Source organism: Roseibium sp. R5 (genome assembly GCF_055755305.1).
This window is the reverse complement of sequence record NZ_CM146910.1, coordinates 2,933,646-2,949,779: the sequence shown is the minus strand read 5'-3', so window position 1 is coordinate 2,949,779 and position 16,134 is coordinate 2,933,646. Positions and strand designations below refer to the sequence as shown.

The 16,134-nt window shown below is 55.1% G+C and carries 17 protein-coding genes; 13 read left to right on the top strand and 4 right to left on the bottom strand.

Annotation, left to right across the window (positions count from 1 at the left end):
* The first annotated feature begins 174 nt into the window (after positions 1-174).
* From AC0J4F_RS13735 to AC0J4F_RS13690, 10 genes are all read left to right on the top strand, one after another.
* Positions 175-1,149 carry a GGDEF domain-containing protein gene (locus AC0J4F_RS13735; RefSeq protein WP_473023751.1) on the top strand — a complete coding sequence of 325 codons (975 nt, stop codon included), beginning with the start codon at positions 175-177 and terminating at the stop codon, positions 1,147-1,149.
* A gap of 67 nt (positions 1,150-1,216) precedes the next feature.
* Positions 1,217-1,627, top strand: a complete 411-nt coding sequence (msrB, locus tag AC0J4F_RS13730; protein WP_473023750.1) for a peptide-methionine (R)-S-oxide reductase MsrB — start codon at positions 1,217-1,219, stop codon at positions 1,625-1,627.
* 196 nt (positions 1,628-1,823) lie between these two features.
* A complete protein-coding gene (locus AC0J4F_RS13725) occupies positions 1,824-2,525 on the top strand; it encodes a substrate-binding periplasmic protein (protein ID WP_209173959.1) in 702 nt (233 codons plus the stop codon).
* Positions 2,526-2,645: 120 nt separating this feature from the next.
* On the top strand, positions 2,646-3,512 hold the full coding sequence (locus tag AC0J4F_RS13720; RefSeq protein ID WP_473023749.1) for a hypothetical protein: 867 nt from the start codon (positions 2,646-2,648) through the stop codon (positions 3,510-3,512).
* A 126-nt stretch (positions 3,513-3,638) separates the two neighbouring features.
* A complete protein-coding gene (locus AC0J4F_RS13715) occupies positions 3,639-4,871 on the top strand; it encodes an MFS transporter (protein WP_473023748.1) in 1,233 nt (410 codons plus the stop codon).
* A 381-nt stretch (positions 4,872-5,252) separates the two neighbouring features.
* Positions 5,253-6,104, top strand: coding sequence for an ABC transporter substrate binding protein (locus AC0J4F_RS13710; RefSeq protein ID WP_473023747.1), 852 nt, complete (start codon positions 5,253-5,255; stop codon positions 6,102-6,104).
* 68 nt (positions 6,105-6,172) lie between these two features.
* A complete protein-coding gene (locus AC0J4F_RS13705) occupies positions 6,173-8,257 on the top strand; it encodes a S9 family peptidase (protein WP_473023746.1) in 2,085 nt (694 codons plus the stop codon).
* Positions 8,258-8,373: 116 nt separating this feature from the next.
* Positions 8,374-9,966, top strand: a complete 1,593-nt coding sequence (locus AC0J4F_RS13700; protein ID WP_473023745.1) for an ABC transporter substrate-binding protein — start codon at positions 8,374-8,376, stop codon at positions 9,964-9,966.
* Between the two features lie 373 nt (positions 9,967-10,339).
* A complete protein-coding gene (locus AC0J4F_RS13695) occupies positions 10,340-11,404 on the top strand; it encodes a hypothetical protein (RefSeq protein ID WP_473023744.1) in 1,065 nt (354 codons plus the stop codon).
* 235 nt (positions 11,405-11,639) lie between these two features.
* Positions 11,640-12,008, top strand: coding sequence for a hypothetical protein (locus AC0J4F_RS13690; protein WP_133946724.1), 369 nt, complete (start codon positions 11,640-11,642; stop codon positions 12,006-12,008).
* Between the two features lie 87 nt (positions 12,009-12,095).
* Here AC0J4F_RS13690 and AC0J4F_RS13685 read toward each other — a convergent pair whose 3' ends face one another.
* Positions 12,096-13,016, bottom strand: a complete 921-nt coding sequence (locus AC0J4F_RS13685; protein WP_133946723.1) for a LysR family transcriptional regulator — start codon at positions 13,014-13,016, stop codon at positions 12,096-12,098.
* Between the two features lie 99 nt (positions 13,017-13,115).
* On the opposite strand from AC0J4F_RS13685, the gene AC0J4F_RS13680 reads away from it, so the two are divergent.
* Genes AC0J4F_RS13680 through AC0J4F_RS13670 form a run of 3 tightly spaced genes read left to right on the top strand, consistent with a single transcriptional unit; the run spans position 13,116 to position 14,064 of the window.
* Positions 13,116-13,439: an antibiotic biosynthesis monooxygenase gene (locus AC0J4F_RS13680; protein WP_473023743.1), complete on the top strand. Its 324-nt coding sequence runs from the start codon at positions 13,116-13,118 to the stop codon at positions 13,437-13,439.
* Positions 13,436-13,657 (top strand): DUF2798 domain-containing protein, encoded by a 222-nt coding sequence (locus AC0J4F_RS13675; protein WP_133946721.1) that lies wholly within the window; start codon positions 13,436-13,438, stop codon positions 13,655-13,657. Before AC0J4F_RS13680 ends, AC0J4F_RS13675 begins: the two co-directional genes overlap by 4 nt.
* A gap of 23 nt (positions 13,658-13,680) precedes the next feature.
* A complete protein-coding gene (locus tag AC0J4F_RS13670) occupies positions 13,681-14,064 on the top strand; it encodes a RidA family protein (protein ID WP_473023742.1) in 384 nt (127 codons plus the stop codon).
* A gap of 115 nt (positions 14,065-14,179) precedes the next feature.
* Here the strand turns inward: AC0J4F_RS13670 and AC0J4F_RS13665 are convergent, their stop codons facing one another.
* From AC0J4F_RS13665 to AC0J4F_RS13655, 3 genes are read right to left on the bottom strand one after another with little or no spacing between them, the layout of a single operon-like run.
* Complete coding sequence (locus tag AC0J4F_RS13665; protein ID WP_133946719.1) at positions 14,180-14,656, bottom strand: GNAT family N-acetyltransferase; 477 nt, start codon at positions 14,654-14,656, stop codon at positions 14,180-14,182.
* 34 nt (positions 14,657-14,690) lie between these two features.
* Complete coding sequence (locus AC0J4F_RS13660; protein WP_133946718.1) at positions 14,691-15,623, bottom strand: c-type cytochrome; 933 nt, start codon at positions 15,621-15,623, stop codon at positions 14,691-14,693.
* A gap of 41 nt (positions 15,624-15,664) precedes the next feature.
* Entirely contained in the window at positions 15,665-16,123 is a 459-nt protein-coding gene (locus tag AC0J4F_RS13655) for a c-type cytochrome (RefSeq protein ID WP_133946717.1), read from the bottom strand.
* Positions 16,124-16,134 lie beyond the last annotated feature (11 nt).

Genomic DNA, 16,134 nt, shown 5'->3' with positions numbered 1-16,134 from the left:
ATGAAACTGGTCTCATACGTAAACAACGATTTCTACGGGACTGCGTGCTGGCTCGCGCTGTAGAGCCGCGAACAATCCCCTAATACCGCAAGCCTCTTGATTTCACGTCCCTAATACCGTTCACTTTAAGAAACGTCGCAGTGGTTTCAGCGGCAAAATTAAGCGAGGCAACGCATGGCTTTGGACCAAAGAGGGGGGACAGCGTCCGGGGCTGCTGCTTCGCAGCCGAGCAATTTGAATTTCGAAACACTTTTGTCTCTCAGCGGCGACGCAATCCTTCAGCTGGGCCTCACCGGAACTTTGGAGTATGCCTCACCGTCCGCTTCCCGCTTGTTTGGCTGGGACTCCGAAAAGTTGCCGGAACATTTAAGTGACCTCGTCTATCTTGGCCCTCCCAACCCGGAGGCGGAGACGCTTCACAAGATTCTGTCTGGATCTGCAACACCAGACGTCAGCTTGCCCCATGCCGACCTACAGCTTCGCTCGGCACATGGCTCGCTTGTTTGGGCCGAAGTGACCACGCACCTCATCGAAAAAGACGGAGAACCGGCCGCATTTGCGGTCTTCTTTCGGAGCATTGCACGGCAAAAGGAACTCGAAGGGCTGCTTGAAGCGGCCACGCAGACGGATGCCTTGACCGGTCTCTTCAATCGCCGCGCTTTCGAAGACACATTGAACAGGGAGTGGGCGATCGCACTACGCGAAAACACCCACACAACTCTTATCAAGGTTTCGGTCGACAAATTTGACGCGATTTCCGAACAGTATGGACAAAGCGCTGCAGACGACTGCGTGGCGAAAGTGGCAGACGTTCTGAAAGACACCGCGCGCCGACCCGCCGACGTTGCCGCCCGGATTGCGATGTCGGAGTTCGCATTGCTTTTGCCTCGAACACACGAAATGGGCGCCGAAACCATCAGCGCCTATATACAAGTCGCGATTCAAGACTTGGGGATCCCCAACCCGGGAAACACCGCTCATAACGGTGTCGTTACCGCTTCGGTCGGTACAGCCTGCGCAGTTGCCGAACACAAAGGCGTGGCGGAAAGCTCAGAGTTTCTGTTAGCTGCTTCAGAATCTTGTGTTTTTCAGGCCCGTCAGGAAGGCGGAAACCGTGTCAAATTCTCAATGAGCGTCCTTGGCGGATGAGCTTCCGCCTCTTGCCGGTTCCAGTGATTTTCTTATCTCTTAGTCGGTACAAAGCTAGGAAAAGACAATGAGCGACGACACCGACACACAAATTAAAAAATCAACGGCTGAATGGATGGCGCAGCTCACGCCCGAGCAGTTTTATGTCACCCGTCAATCGGGCACGGAACGCCCCTATACGGGCCCCTACTGGAACAGCTTCAACGCCGGCCGCTACGATTGCGTCTGCTGCGGTGCCGAGCTTTTCCATTCGGACACCAAGTTTGATGCGGGCTGTGGCTGGCCAAGCTTCTTCGAAGCAGCACATCCTGGTGCGATACGCGAGATTGAGGACCGGTCCCACGGCATGATCCGTACGGAAATCAGATGCAACAAATGCGACGCACATCTTGGGCATGTTTTTCCAGACGGCCCGCCGCCAACAGGACTGCGCTATTGCCTAAACGGCCACGCGATGTCCTTTGAGCCAAAAGAGTAATGCCGCAGAGTTTCGTTGCGGCAAATGGCGGCTTTCAGCGAGACATTATGAAAGCCCAAACCATTGAACTCATTCATGACATTTCTTTGCGGGACTTTAGGCCTCCTTTAACATAACACTGGTATTTCCCCTGATAACTCGCCGCACTTTCAGGGGAAACACCTTGCCTATTCTTCGGATACTGGGACATGTCCTGTTGGGGGCAAGCTTATACGCTGCCTTCACCGCAGGGGCCCGAAGCCAAGACAAGATCATCGCCTACACTGGGTTTCTTCCCCCCTTGTCGATCAATGCCGAGGAACGGGGCATCGCCGTTGAGATCATGGAACTGGTCGCGAAAGAGGCGGATATCGAACTCGATATCCGGTTCGCACCTTGGAAACGGGCGCAGGTACTCGTCGAAAACACCCCTGGGTCTCTCATTTTTTCCCTAGCCTACACGCGAAAACGCAGCGAAAAACTGAAGTACATTGCCCCGTTGATCTACACGGAAAGCGCCTTCATCACCCTCGATGAACAAATCGACAGCTTTGAACAGGCGCTGGCAGACAACAAGGTCATCGGAGTGCATCTGGGCAGCCAGAGGGCCCGTATCTTACGGCGAAATGGCCTGACAAACCTAACCGAGATTGCCACCGCAGAACAGATGGCCCGGATGCTCCAGGCCGGACGTGTAGACGCCTGGTACACCATTTCGATGCGCGCAAGTTACATCACTCGCAAGCAGGGCTTTGATCACACACGCCTTCAGGTTGGAGCCCCACTTTCGCACGGCGTGCAATGGCTGGCCGCCAACAAGTCTGTGTCCCCCGCCCTGAAAGCCCGCTTGTCAAAGGCTGTTTCTAAGGTTTGGCGGGATCCAAGATATTGGCAGATCGTCGACAGCTATCTGCAATAACCCGCGCGTAACGCAGGATTTACCCCACAAACATCACCACGTGAGTACCGTCAGGAAAATGGAAGCGAACAGTTTGGCTCCGCTGGCCAACGGCTTCGTTTCTTGGCTCGCAAAGGATATATGATGACGGTGACGGCTTGCTTGAAACTCCTGATGCTGCCAGCGGTGCTGATTGGCGCCCTGGCAATGAAGGATAGCGTTGCAGCACAGGACCGGTTGCCGGACGGTGACGTCGCAAAACTTCACCACAATGGAACGACCTATGCGGCCTGGTACGGCACCCCCACGGATCGCTATGGGCATGCGATTTTGGGCGATGGGATTGAGGGCGGATCGCTGCATCTGAAAGTCGGTGGGAACGATTACACTGTGACCCTGCCACAAGACCAGGTTTTTGAAGATCGCACACCGCGCATTATTGATCTGAACGGCGACGGTAAGCCGGAAATCGTCACAATCCGGGCCTTCTTGTCTGCCGGCGCAAGTGTGGCTGTTTTTGGATTTCAAGGCGATCAATTGGTTGAACTTGCAAGTTCCCGGCCCATCGGCCGGACGAACCGCTGGCTCAACATTGCCAGGATCGCGGATTATCTCGGGACTGGACAAAAGCAGATTGCGTTCGTTGAAACGCCGCACATTGGCGGAACATTGCAAATCGCACGCTGGCAAGGGAATAAACTGGAGCTGGCACACGCGCTCCGTGGATTTTCAAATCACAAGATTGGCGCGCGAGAGCAAAACCTGAGCGCAACGGTCAAAGCCGATGCTCAAGTCCTGCCCTTCATCATACTGCCATCCAACAATCGCAGGGCCCTGCACCTGGTTGGATACAAGGATGGAGAATTTCGGAGTTTGGGCCAGAAAGCGCTTAAAGCCCCTGTCGCTAGGCATATCCCGGGCGCACAAACAAAAGCAGATTGTGCAGCGTTTGAGCTAGAAAATGGCGCGCAGACACGAATGTGCGCGAGCGATATCAACGCTGGGTGACACCTGGAAGCCAAAACAGTTCCGGGGATCCATTCACGCTGCTTGTCGATCGCTTCAAGGATATTCATTGGCCGCAAAGGACCTGACCTGATAGTCATTCCGGCAAGTCTTCCTTGAGAATTGCCAATGTCTGCCACCGCCACTAACGATCCTTTTGCGCCCGATGGGTCATACGCCTGGTTTCGCTTGGCTGTCTCGATCCTGCTGAGCACGCTTGGTGGCGCGGGAATGTGGGCGGTGGTGATTATCATGCCGGCTGTCCAAGTGGACTTTGGCATTGACCGGGCCGGATCTGCCCTACCCTACACGCTGACGATGATCGGCTTTGGTCTTGGCAACTACCTTCTCGGACGGGTTGTCGACAGGTACGGCATTGTCCTGCCGGTCATCGCTTCAGCCGTTAGTCTCGGCGCAGGTTTCGCGCTCGCTGCCGTCGCGCCAAACATCTGGGTGTTTTCGCTCGCACAAGGATTGCTGATCGGCCTTGGAACCTCGGCAACCTTCGGCCCGCTTGTCGCTGACGTTTCTCACTGGTTCGTCAAACGACGTGGTTTGGCAGTTGCCTGCGCTGCCTGCGGAAACTATCTGGCCGGCGTGCTCTGGCCGTCCTTGATCAAATGGAACCTTAACACGGGAGACTGGCGCGATACCTACTTGCTCATCGCTTTCATTTGTCTCATCACGATGATCCCGCTTGCTTTGGCATTGCGCAGAAGGCCACCAGAATCGGCGTTTAGCACAGCTCCTGCTCCTTCCGCTTTCCACCAGGCTTCTGCAGGATTGTCACCGCAAGCGCTTCAGCTGCTGTTGTTTGTGGCAGCGTTAGGCTGTTGTGTCGCCATGGCCATGCCCCAAGTCCACATCGTCGCCTACTGCGTCGACCTTGGATACGGCGTAGCGCCGGGTGCTGAAATGATCGCAATCATGACAGCCGCAGGCGTTGCCAGCCGGCTGGTGTCGGGTGTATTGGCCGACAAGATCGGCGGCGTTCGGACCCTACTGATCGGCTCAGTCCTGCAATGTGCTGCCCTGTTCTTGTTCATACCTTTCAACGGGCTTGCATCCCTTTATCTGGTGTCCCTGATCTTTGGGCTGAGCCAGGGTGGGATCGTCCCGAGCTATGCCGTAATTGTCCGCGAATACCTTCCTGCCCGTGAGGCCGGACAACGGGTCGGGCTCGTCATTATGGGGACTATTCTCGGCATGGCACTTGGAGGATGGCTGTCCGGGTGGATCTACGACCTAACCGGATCCTACCAGGCAGCGTTTTTGAATGGTATCGCCTGGAACTTCCTCAACATCACCATCATAATCTTCATTTTGATGAAGGGTAAGCGTCGCCTCGCAGCAGCTGTCTGAACTGTTCAACAGTTTCAGATGCCCCCTCAATCGAGAGCGCCGACCTATCAAGGCCGGAGTTCTACGAGCCAAATTTGAATGCCGAGCTCATAAAGATAGCACTTATCGGCAAATATACCTAATATTTCAGAGACATAAGTCGCAAAAAGCTAAGTTTAATGAAATGGATTCATAAGACTTTGTGAAATAGGATTGCGCCGACAACCTGCATACACCCGACCAAAACCTTGAAAGCTATCTGACAAGCGGGAAGACGTGTTTCGTATTATCGAAAAGACCCTGACATTATTACTGATGGCGTCGTTCCTGTGCTTGGCGTTCCCTGGTGGCGGGTCTTCCGCCTCTGATCAACAGGACATCCAGATAATCACGTGGCGTGGAATGACCCCCGCTGAACAGGGTTTTTTGTCGCGGCTGAGCGAGCTCGGCATAAGGGCAAAATTCCATCATTTCGACGCCGGGCGGAGTGAAACCAATCTTGCAGGTTTCTTGAGGGCCAATCGGTCCGATCTTGAAAAGAGAAACCTTATCTACACCTTCGGAACAACTGCAACCAACACCCTTCTCAATTTCGGGGTGGGCAATGTTCCGTTGGTTTTTAACATCGTGTCAGATCCGATCGGCAATAACATCACGCTGTCGATGCATATGCCAACGCGCGGCGCGACCGGTGTCAAACAATCCCTTTCCGCAGAAGTCATCTTGCAGTTGCTGGAGCAGGTCTACCCGTATGAAACCATAGCGGTTTTATTCGACCCAAGAGAACCCAACTCCACCACAGAAGCCGATAAGGTCACAAATGTCGCGGATGTCTTGGAAAAACAAACACTGCGTGTGCGGTTCATTCCCGATGTGGAAGATGCCGAATTGCATGTGGAACTGATGAGGTCACAGCTGGAAGCCGCAGATGTTGTCTATGTCACCTCGACATCATCGTTCGTACAGAAAGCTTATCTTTTGAAGCAAATATTGCCGCCAAACATCGTGAGTGTAACAGCATCCCCGGCGCTGGTGGACCATGGTGTTTCTTTGGCCTTTGGCGAAGCGTATTGGCAGCGCGGCGAAGCTGCTGCGGAATTGGCGGCAGAAATCCTGCTGAACGGCAAATCCCCCTCGGAAGTTTCAATCAACGAGATCAAGGCAAACGAGTCGATCCTCTTCATCGGAAAAACAAGCCCAGTGGCAGACAGGCTCGATCTGAGTGCGTTTCCCGATCGCGTGAAATACAGGTGATGTGGCAGGACATAGGCCACGCTTGATCGCCCTTGCCTTGACCGGGCAAACACCTTACCTCCGATTTCATGAAAAACGACACGCTCCCTCCACGCGCTGAAGCGCGCCCCGTCCAAATTGAAACCCACGGCATTACCCGGCAAGACGCCTACAGTTGGCTGCGGGCCGACAATTGGCAGGAGGTCATGAAAGACCCCAGTGTCCTAGATGCCGACATCCGGGCGTATCTTGAGGCGGAAAACACCTATCACGAGGCGCAAATGGCGCCGACGAAAGCTTTGCAGGAAACGTTGTTTTCCGAAATGCGAGGCCGCATCAAGGAAGATGACAGCGCGGTTCCCTCCCCTGATGGCCCTTATGCCTACAGCCTGAAATACAAGACGGGCGGACAGCAGCCGATCTTCTACCGAATACCGCGCGATGGTGGTGAAGACACTATCTTGCTGGATGGTGACAAGGAAGCCGACGGCAAAGCCTATTTCAAGATCGGCGGCGCCAGCCATTCCACGGACCATAAGCTGTTGGCCTGGGCCTACGACGACAAGGGGTCTGAGTATTACTCCCTCCAGTTCCGCAATCTAGAGACAGGTGAAGACACCGGTTATGTCATCGAAGACACGAGCGGCGGCGGTGTTTTCTGCGCGGAGAGCAAATACGTCTTTTATATCCGCCTTGATGCCAATCACCGGCCGTCCAAACTTTTACGCCATGAAATTGGTACGGACCCAGCAACAGATGTGCTCGTCTACGAAGAAAAAGACCCTGGCTTCTTCATGGGTGTCGGCAAAACGCAGTCCGGCGACACGATTGTCATCGACATTCATGATCACGAGACGTCCGAAATCTGGATGATCCCGGCGGATCAGCCCACAACAGCGCCCGCCCTGATCGCTGCTCGCGAAACCGGCATCGAGTATTCCGTCGATGACCATGGCGACACGCTTTACATCCTTACCAACGCCGACGGCGCGGAAGACTTCAAGATCGTGACGGCTCCGAAAGCCACGCCAGGCCGTGAAAACTGGCGCGATCTGGTGCCGCACAAGGCCGGGTGCCTGATCCTGTCCCACTGCGTCTACAAGACATTCACGACCCGTTTGGAGCGGGAAGATGGCTTGCCGCGGATCGTCATCCGTAACCTTGCAGACGGCGACGAACATTATGTCGCCTTTGACGAGGAAGCTTATTCGCTGGGATTGTCTGGCGGGTATGAATTCGACACAGAGACCATCCGCTTTTCCTATTCATCCATGACGACGCCGTCACAAACGTTCGACTACAACGTCGCAACGGGCGAACGCAAGCTGCGCAAGGAACAGGAAGTGCCCTCCGGCCACAAGGCAGATGACTACGTCACGCGGCGGTTGATGGCACCGGCGGCTGACGGCGAAACGGTACCGGTCTCAATTCTCTACCGGAAAGACACACCGCTGGACGGCTCGGCCCCACTCTTGCTCTATGGCTATGGGTCTTATGGCATTTCCATCCCGGCCAGCTTCAACACGAACAGTCTTTCGCTGGTCGATCGCGGGTTTGTCTATGCCATTGCCCATATCCGCGGCGGCAAGGAAAAAGGCTTCGGCTGGTACAAGGCCGGACGGCGAGAGAATAAGAAGAACACCTTCACAGATTTCATCGCGGCGGCAGATCATCTGGTCAAGGACGGCTTCACAAGCCACGAGAAGATCATTGCGCAGGGCGGATCAGCCGGCGGTATGCTGATGGGTGCGATCTCGAACATGGCGCCGGAGAAATTCGGCGGCATCGTTGCCGAAGTCCCGTTTGTCGATGTGCTGGCAACCATGCTGGATGACACGTTGCCCCTCACCCCGCCGGAATGGCCTGAGTGGGGCAACCCCATCACCGACAAAGTGGCCTATGAGTACATCGCTTCGTATTCGCCTTATGACAATGTCGAAGCCAAGGACTACCCGCCGATCTTCGCCCTTGCAGGTCTGACCGACCCGCGTGTGACCTACTGGGAACCGGCCAAGTGGGTTGCCAAACTCCGCGCGACAAAGACCGGTGACAGTCTCGTAATGCTCAAAACCAATATGGACGCCGGACATGGCGGGGCATCGGGACGTTTTGACCGGCTGAAGGAAGTTGCCCTCGTGCAAGCCTTTGCGCTTCAGGTGACCGGCAAGGCGTAAGCCCCTTCACAGTCTTGTGAAACTATTACCGGGTCCGGAAACGGATCCGGTTTTTCTTTGGCCATGAAGTCGCTTAGTGTGATCGGAGTGACTTCATAATGACAAGCAGGGATATCATGACCCGTACATCGTCCAGATGGCTTCGGCGCACCGCCGGTTTCACGCTGACCGCCGCCCTTCTCACGTCCGCCACGGTGACCCAGGCTGCTGAACTGCGCTGGTCGTCACCGACCGATCCGCAGACGATGGACCCGCATGCAGTCAACTCCGCCCCGGTGCTCGGGTTCTTGAACAATGTCTATGAAGGCCTTGTCAGGCGTGGTAAGTCCATGGACATTGAGGGATCCCTTGCCGAGAGCTGGGAGCCGATCGGAACGGACGGATGGCGCTTTAACTTGCGCAAGGGCGTGAAGTTTCATGACGGGGCTGATTTTACCGCTGAAGATGTCTTGTTCTCTTACCAACGCGCTTCATCCGAGGCCTCAGACACCGCATCCTGGTTTGCTCCGGTAAAAAGCGTTGAAGTCGTCGATGGCTTTACGGTCGATTTCCTAACCCACGCCCCCGACCCGATCTTTCCCGATTCCATCGCAAACTTTATGATCCTCGACAAGGATTGGGCCGAAGCAAATGATGCCGCCCTTCCCGCGAAGGATGCAGAAACTTACGCCACGCTGAACACAAACGGCACGGGGCCGTTCAAGGTCGTCAGCCGGCAACCCGGCGTCGAGACCGTGCTGGAACCGTTTGATGGTTGGTGGGATACCAAGGAGCACAATCTCACCAAGGCCACCTTCTTGCCAATCGCCAATCCGGCGACGGCCGTTTCTGGACTGCTCTCCGGTCAAGTCGATCTGATCAATCCGGTTCCGGTTCAAGACGTCAATCGGGTCGCCAATCAGCAAGGATTGAAACTGCATCAGGGCATTGAGGCCCGGGTCATCATGCTCGGCTTCGGGCACGCCCACGACACCTTGAAGTATTCCAAGGAATCGACCGGCAAAAACCCCTTCCAGGACGTTCGGGTTCGCAAAGCGGTGCAAATGGCGATCAATACCGAAGCCATGATCGACAAGATCATGCGCGGCAGCGCGGAATTGGCAACGCAACTCGTCAGCCCGCAAATGAAAGGATACAGCTCCGCAGCATCAGACCGTTTTGGCTATGACCCAGCCGCTGCCAAGGCCTTGCTGGCAGACGCTGGTTATCCGGATGGCTTCTCTTTCGGACTGATGTGCCCCAACGACCGCTACATCAATGATGAAGCGCTGTGCAAGGCAATGGCGGCGATGCTGACGCAGGCAGGCATGCGCGCCGAGTTGAATGCCATGCCGGTCCGCAGCTACTGGCCAGAACTTCGCTCCGGCAATTTCGACATGTATCTCCTGGGTTGGTCGCCTGGAACCTTCGACGCCGAACACCCAATCCGGTTCCTCGTCACCATGAGAAATGATGAGAAGAAGCTCGGCAGCTGGAACTTTGGCGGCTACTCAAACCCCGAGGTGGATGCGCTCTTGCCGCAAATCCAGCGGGAGATTGATCCGGCCAAGCGGCAGCAAATGCTGGATGAGATCGCTCTCACCGTCCGCAACGATGTGGTCTACGTGCCGCTCCACATCCAGCCCCTGCTGTGGGGCTCCAAGGACACGGTCGATCTGACCCAGCGGGCCGATAATTTCCTGATGCTGCGCTGGATTACAGTCAACTAGATCAGCGGGCGCTTAATCGAAATCGATTGAGCGCCTAAAGCTGATCGTTTCGAAAGGAGCCGAGCATCTTTGGGTGCGTCTAACAAAACGCCCGATGCTCTAGTCAACATCCGAGACTTATGAAACATACCGGCGCCGCTCGCGCCGGTATTTTTCCTTTCGGTCAAATAACAAAAATTTTTCTCCAATATTTCTTCAGAACATTTATTCGGATAACGAAATATAGATTAGATATTACAAAGAATAATATAAATATTACAGGCATTTAATGACGACAGTTTAATTTGAAATCTTCTCCGATCACGACCAAATCGTAACCGTCATCACCGGACAACAGTGTCCAAAACGATGGTCCTTGCGGAGGAGCAATACAATGACTTACCAGCCTACCCATCCCCTGCCGTTTTCAGTCAACACTGCGCCAGTCATGCCGATAGACCTCTATATCCCGGCTGGGCCGCCGGGTGATCAGAACGGAACCAGCAACACCGCTCTCTTCATGACCGATCTGGATGAACTCGGCTGGACGGTGCCGGACGCATTGGATGTTTCGACCAGTCCGGTCGAGTTCAACGATCTGCCGTTCTTGAACCTGGATCCTTACAATCTGGACGGTAAAGACAATCTTCCGACTGGCGACCTTGCAGAAGGGCCGCAGGGCGGTCTCAGTTCCCAGGTCGATGTCCAGGCAGGCTCCGGCGAGCAGCAGGTTAACTTCAGCCTCGAGATGGAAAACTACACGTACACCACAGAGTACGGACAAATTAACATCCTCACGCTGGCCGAAGAACGCACGACAGAAATCAAGACCATCAATTTCAACGGCCAAGAAGTCGCGGTGGAGTATCAGGCTGGCATTGCGCATGAATTTGAAGGCAGTTTCTACGACAATGCCTTCCGGGAGCTTTATGTCGAGATGGCTTTCGAAACCGGGATGACAATCCAGGCTGAAGCCTTCGACGCCAACGGCAACCCGATCATGACTGCGTTCGGATACGAGCAGGCGCTTGAAGTATACGGCGAGGCCTTTGATTACGGCATCGAAGAATTCGAAATGGCCTTCGAACTCGGAATTGAGCTCGAGCTGAACGATTTCGGCATGTATGAAATGACACTGTCGGTGATGTTTGAAGGCGAAATCGTCTACATGAACGGCGCAGAGCGTTTTTATGAGTTTGAAGACGAGCTGTTCTTTATGTTCTCCGACCAGGACCAGATCGACTTCAACCAAATCCCGGACGGGCTCTACAACGAGATCCAGAAATTTGCTGCCGGCATGGGTGATGCTTGGGGTGGCATGGAAATCCTGAACGCTCAGCTGGAAGCAATTTTCCTCCAGCTTCAGGAAGACGGTCACTACCAGGCATGGGATGACGTGGATCAGGGACTGGACAATCCGTTCGACTTCAACGTACCGCCGTCCGACTGGCTGACCTGATAGACTCGAACCACTCCGCAGAATTCATCCCTTTTGGAAGATCTGCCTTTCTCTTGAACGGACCGGTGGCAAAGCCATCGGTCCGTTGTCGTATTTCAGAAGGCCAACAATCTGGTCATATCGGATTTTGCGCCACAATAGCTTTTGACGTTTCGACCAGATGTTTGTACGACGGAACTCTGATTTGAAAGACATCTCTGAACAGAGATGCCGTCCGCGATTGCCAGAGGTCTTCATGCCGAAATTTGTGAGTAAAACTCGAAATGCCGGAAACCGCCTAAGGCTCATTGCGGTTGGCACTCTCGCATTCGCCCTAAGTGCCTGCCAGATCCAGTCGCCTTCAGATATTCTTTTTGCACCAACCTATAATACCGACCGCGGCAGCATTCCGGTCGTATCCGGAACTCAGTATGACTGCCGCACGTTTCAGGGCAGCGGTTGGAAAGGGATTGCCGGCGGCCGCGCTGCGAACTGGGGGGAGCCTTTCCCGGTCGCCCGGACAGCCTGTTTTAAGACGCGGGACGAATGTCAGGCTTTCCTGACCCTGATGAGCGGTTACATCGACTATCAGCCCTACTATCGCTGCCAGCCCCACACAGCCTGATATGATCAGCTGATCTGTCGCGCTATTGTCCTGGTGTTGCCGGAACATGTGCACAATCAATTCTCTGGTGCGGCGTGATCTGACCGCTTAAGTCAAAGTTGATACCGCGGGCAGCTGTCCTTGAAACACAGGTCGCTCGGCCAGATAGGTCCGCATAAACTCCCGCAGACACTTTGCACGCGCGCTCAAGAGCCTACCGGTTGGCCAGACAGCGTAGATATCTCGTTGCTGACCCTGCCAGTCTGGTAGAAGAAGTTTTAGTCGGCCCTGCTCTAGCGGCTCAGCAGCTTCAGTCACACTCAATAGACACACGCCAAACCCGTCCTCTGCAAACTGACGGACGAGCGCGATATCATCAACAATCACATCACCCTTGAGATGCAACTCGGAAGTGCTGCCAGTCAACCTGTGGCTCAACCGCCAGGCCGGGATCGTTCGGACGGCGATGATGGCATGTTGCTCAAGATCGTCTGGACTTTCCGGCATGTTGCACCCCTCAAGATAGGATGGGGCTGCCATCACCGCTGTCGAAATGGATCCAATCTTTCTTTGATAAAGACGCTGATCCTGCTGCGGGCCAATTCTCAGGGCCAGATCAATTCGCTCATCCAACAGGTCGATGTTGAAATTGCTCAGTCGCAAGTCCAGACGAATGCCTGGATACTGCCGCATGAAGGCGGTCCACATTGGCTGCAGGGCACCGACCGAAACATTGGTTGGCGCAGCTACAACGAGGGGCCCACTGAGTTCGTGCATCTCGGCGCTCAAGTTGCGCGCAGTGACCTCCGCCTGCTCCACGATCCCGGCAAAGGCCTGAAAATAGGCTTCGCCTTCAGAAGTCAGTCCGAATTTGCGGGCGGAGCGATGAACCAGTTGATGCCCGAGTTTGTCCTCCAATCGTTGCAATCGCCTGGTGACGGTCGCAGCCGGCAGGCCCAGCGCTGTGCCGGCACCCGTTAAGCTGCGGGCTTGGGCAACGTGTACAAAGAGCGCAATATCATCCAACATGATTACATTTTCGGAATTTAAATTGTCGATAATCGGTATTTATCATGAAAAATGAAATTCATATACCTCTCCTGTCCCCAAACAGATCAGGAGATGATCATGAGCCACTACTTCATCAGCGCCGGTATCGAAATGACTGCAGGCTCGAAGCTTGAGCAGGTTGAAACCGAGCTTCAGAAGCTGGTTGCGCAAACGCGCGAAGAACCAGGCTGCATCTTGTTTGAAATTCGCCAGAACCTGAAAGAACCAACAAAATTCACTTTGTGGGAGTGCTGGACCAATCCGGAAGCCTTGGCCGCACATTTCGAGGCACACCACACGAAAGCCTATCTCGCCCAAAACCTAACGGAAGTAAGGCACATCGAAGCGCTTGGAGAAATTGGAGACAAAACCTTCGCCGATGCGATCAAGGCACACGCATGAGACATCGTCTGATCTCGACCGCGTTGATGTCCTTCTTCTTGTCGTTTCTGATGTCCTGCTGGGTCACCCTGATAAATCTCGGCTGGAGCGACGCTTTCCTTGGTCAATGGATGTCTGCATTCCGGCTGGCATGGCCGGCTGCCGCCGTAATTGCATTCTGCTTTGGCCCTTTTGTCCAAAACGCCACCACCTACATCACGCAGCGCTTCCCGGGTTAGGTGCTCCGATCATGAGAGAAATCATGCTTCCAATTCGCCAAAACGTCGATCAACTTGGCCCCGTGGCCGGGCCATACAGCCATGCCGTGATCCACGGTGACACGCTCTACACGTCGGGTCTGACAGCCTTTGGCTCAAACAGCCAGTCCGAAGGCGCAGCAGAGCAAACACAAACCATTCTGGACCAGCTCTCCATTCTAGCTGAGAGCTGCAACACATCCCTGCAGCACCTGATCAAGGTCACGATCTTCGCGGTGGATCCGGCTGACATTCCCGAAGTCCGAAAGGTGCTCACAGACCGCTACGGTGAAAACGTGCCGGCCAGTTCTCTTGTGTTTGTAAAGGAGTTGTTTTCGCCGGATCTCCGGCTGGAAATCGAGGCAGTGTTTGGAGTGCATCCCGCCTAAAGTCCCCACCGCCACGGCGGGCTTGATCCCGCAGTGTACAAGACGGACGCTTAATCAAAACCGGTAGTGCAGCCATCAAACTGTATTGCCGGAACCGCATAATTCGGTGGCGGCTTTACAAACTACACTGGAGAAAGACAGTCTCTTTTATGGGCGTATCATAATAGGCCGGGATCTCCACAAACCCTGCAGCCTTGTACAAACGGATAGCACCTTCCATGGTAGGTAGCGTATCGAGCCGCATATACCGGTAGCCTGCGCTTCTGGCCCGTCCCAGAACGGCGGACACCAGGCTGGAGCCGACCCCGCTTCCCCGTCCCTCAGGCGCGACATACAAACGTTTCATCTCGCAAATGCCTTCATCAGCCATCGGCCGCAGGGCCACACAGCCGATCGATACATCAGAGCTCGTCTTCGCGAGTATCAGCGCACCTAGCGGCGGAACATACTTGCCAGGCAATGCAGCCAATTCTTCCTCAAAGCCTTGATACGACAAATCAATTCCAAGCCAATCCACATAGGCCCGGAACAGCCGTTTGACGTCTTCAAGGTCGCGGGACGGATCAGCATCCGTAACGGTAAAATCAGTCATGCTTGGGAAAAATCTTGTCCTGTTCAACTCGCGATCATTGGGCAGCGCCCGAAACAGCCGGGATTGCTTTTAAATAAACCCCGATCGCCTCGCGGTCGGAGGCCGGAAGGCGGGCCATATTTTCCTGAACCGGCACCATCTCCCCACCCACAGAATCGTAATCCGGTGTAAAGCCGCTTTCCAGGTAATAGGCAATGTCGGATGCGCTCCAGCTACCAAATCCTCCCGAGACAGGGGTGATGTTCGGCACCCGCCCCTCACCCGTTGCAGCCGGTGCCCCGCCCAACCACTCCGAAAGGATCAAGCCGCCAGCAAAATCGCGCGGCGTATGGCATTCCCCGCAATGGCCCATGCCTTCCACGAGATACCGTCCCCGCTCCCAAATTGCCGGATCCACATCTTCTCCACCACCAGGTGCCGCAACTACCGGAGCCGGGTCCAGGAACATTCGTTTCCAAAGCCCGACGCCCCGCCGGATGCTGAAAGGAAAGGCCAGTTCATTCGGTCCGGCATCTCCGCCGACAGCCGGCAGGGTCTTCATGAAGCTGAAGAGATCCTTGATGTCCGCGAGATCCATCCGGGCGTAAGAGGCATACGGAAAGGCCGGATAATAATTCCGGCCGTCCGGAGATGTCCCGTGTGTCATCGCGTTTGCTAGATCAGCGACTGACCAATTCCCGATACCATCATTCGGGTCTTGGGAGACATTTGGTGCCACGAAAACGCCAAACGGAGTTTCAAGACGCAGCCCGCCACCGAGTTTCAGCTTGTCATCGCCCTTCGCATCCGGCGCGGCGTGGCAGGAACTGCATCCAGATGCCCAAAACACAAGCTCACCATTGTCCGGATCGCCCGGTCCGAGGTTGGCAACTATGTTTTCGTCCAACCGGGTTGGGGCGGAGAGAAACCAGCCCAAGAGTGCCGCAGCAACGCCCAGCACGATCACGAACAGCAAGAGCTTTTTCATGATGGTTCTCCCCTCACCCCGAATTATGGATCCCGGAAATCCTAGTTCTTGACCCGGAACCCTTCATGGCACGACTTGCATGTCCCGAAGACTGGCCCCATCGCCGCTTTGAACGCATCGAGATCGGCTGGTCCGGCGCGTCCGGCTGCTTCCATCGCCGTGCCGGTCGCAGCAGCGAACTTCGCGATCTCGGCATCAAATCCGGCGCGGTTGTCCCAGATCGCCGGAGCGGCTTCTGTGTCGCCCGCGTTTGATCCATCCGGGAAATAGTCTCCAAAAGTAAGGGAGGCTGCACGCATGGCGGCAATGGCCGCTTTTCCGGCAGCAGGCGAATAGGCGATTTCGCCCTTCATCAAGCCGCCGCCAAGGCCAGCAGCTGCACCAACGGACGACATAATCGCCTGCCGGTCACCAATTGGATCATCGTCCGCCTGGGCCGCCCCAAGGCTGGCTGCAATCGCGATCGAAACAATGGAAATGCACTTCGAAATGGTCCGCATGGTCCTCTCCT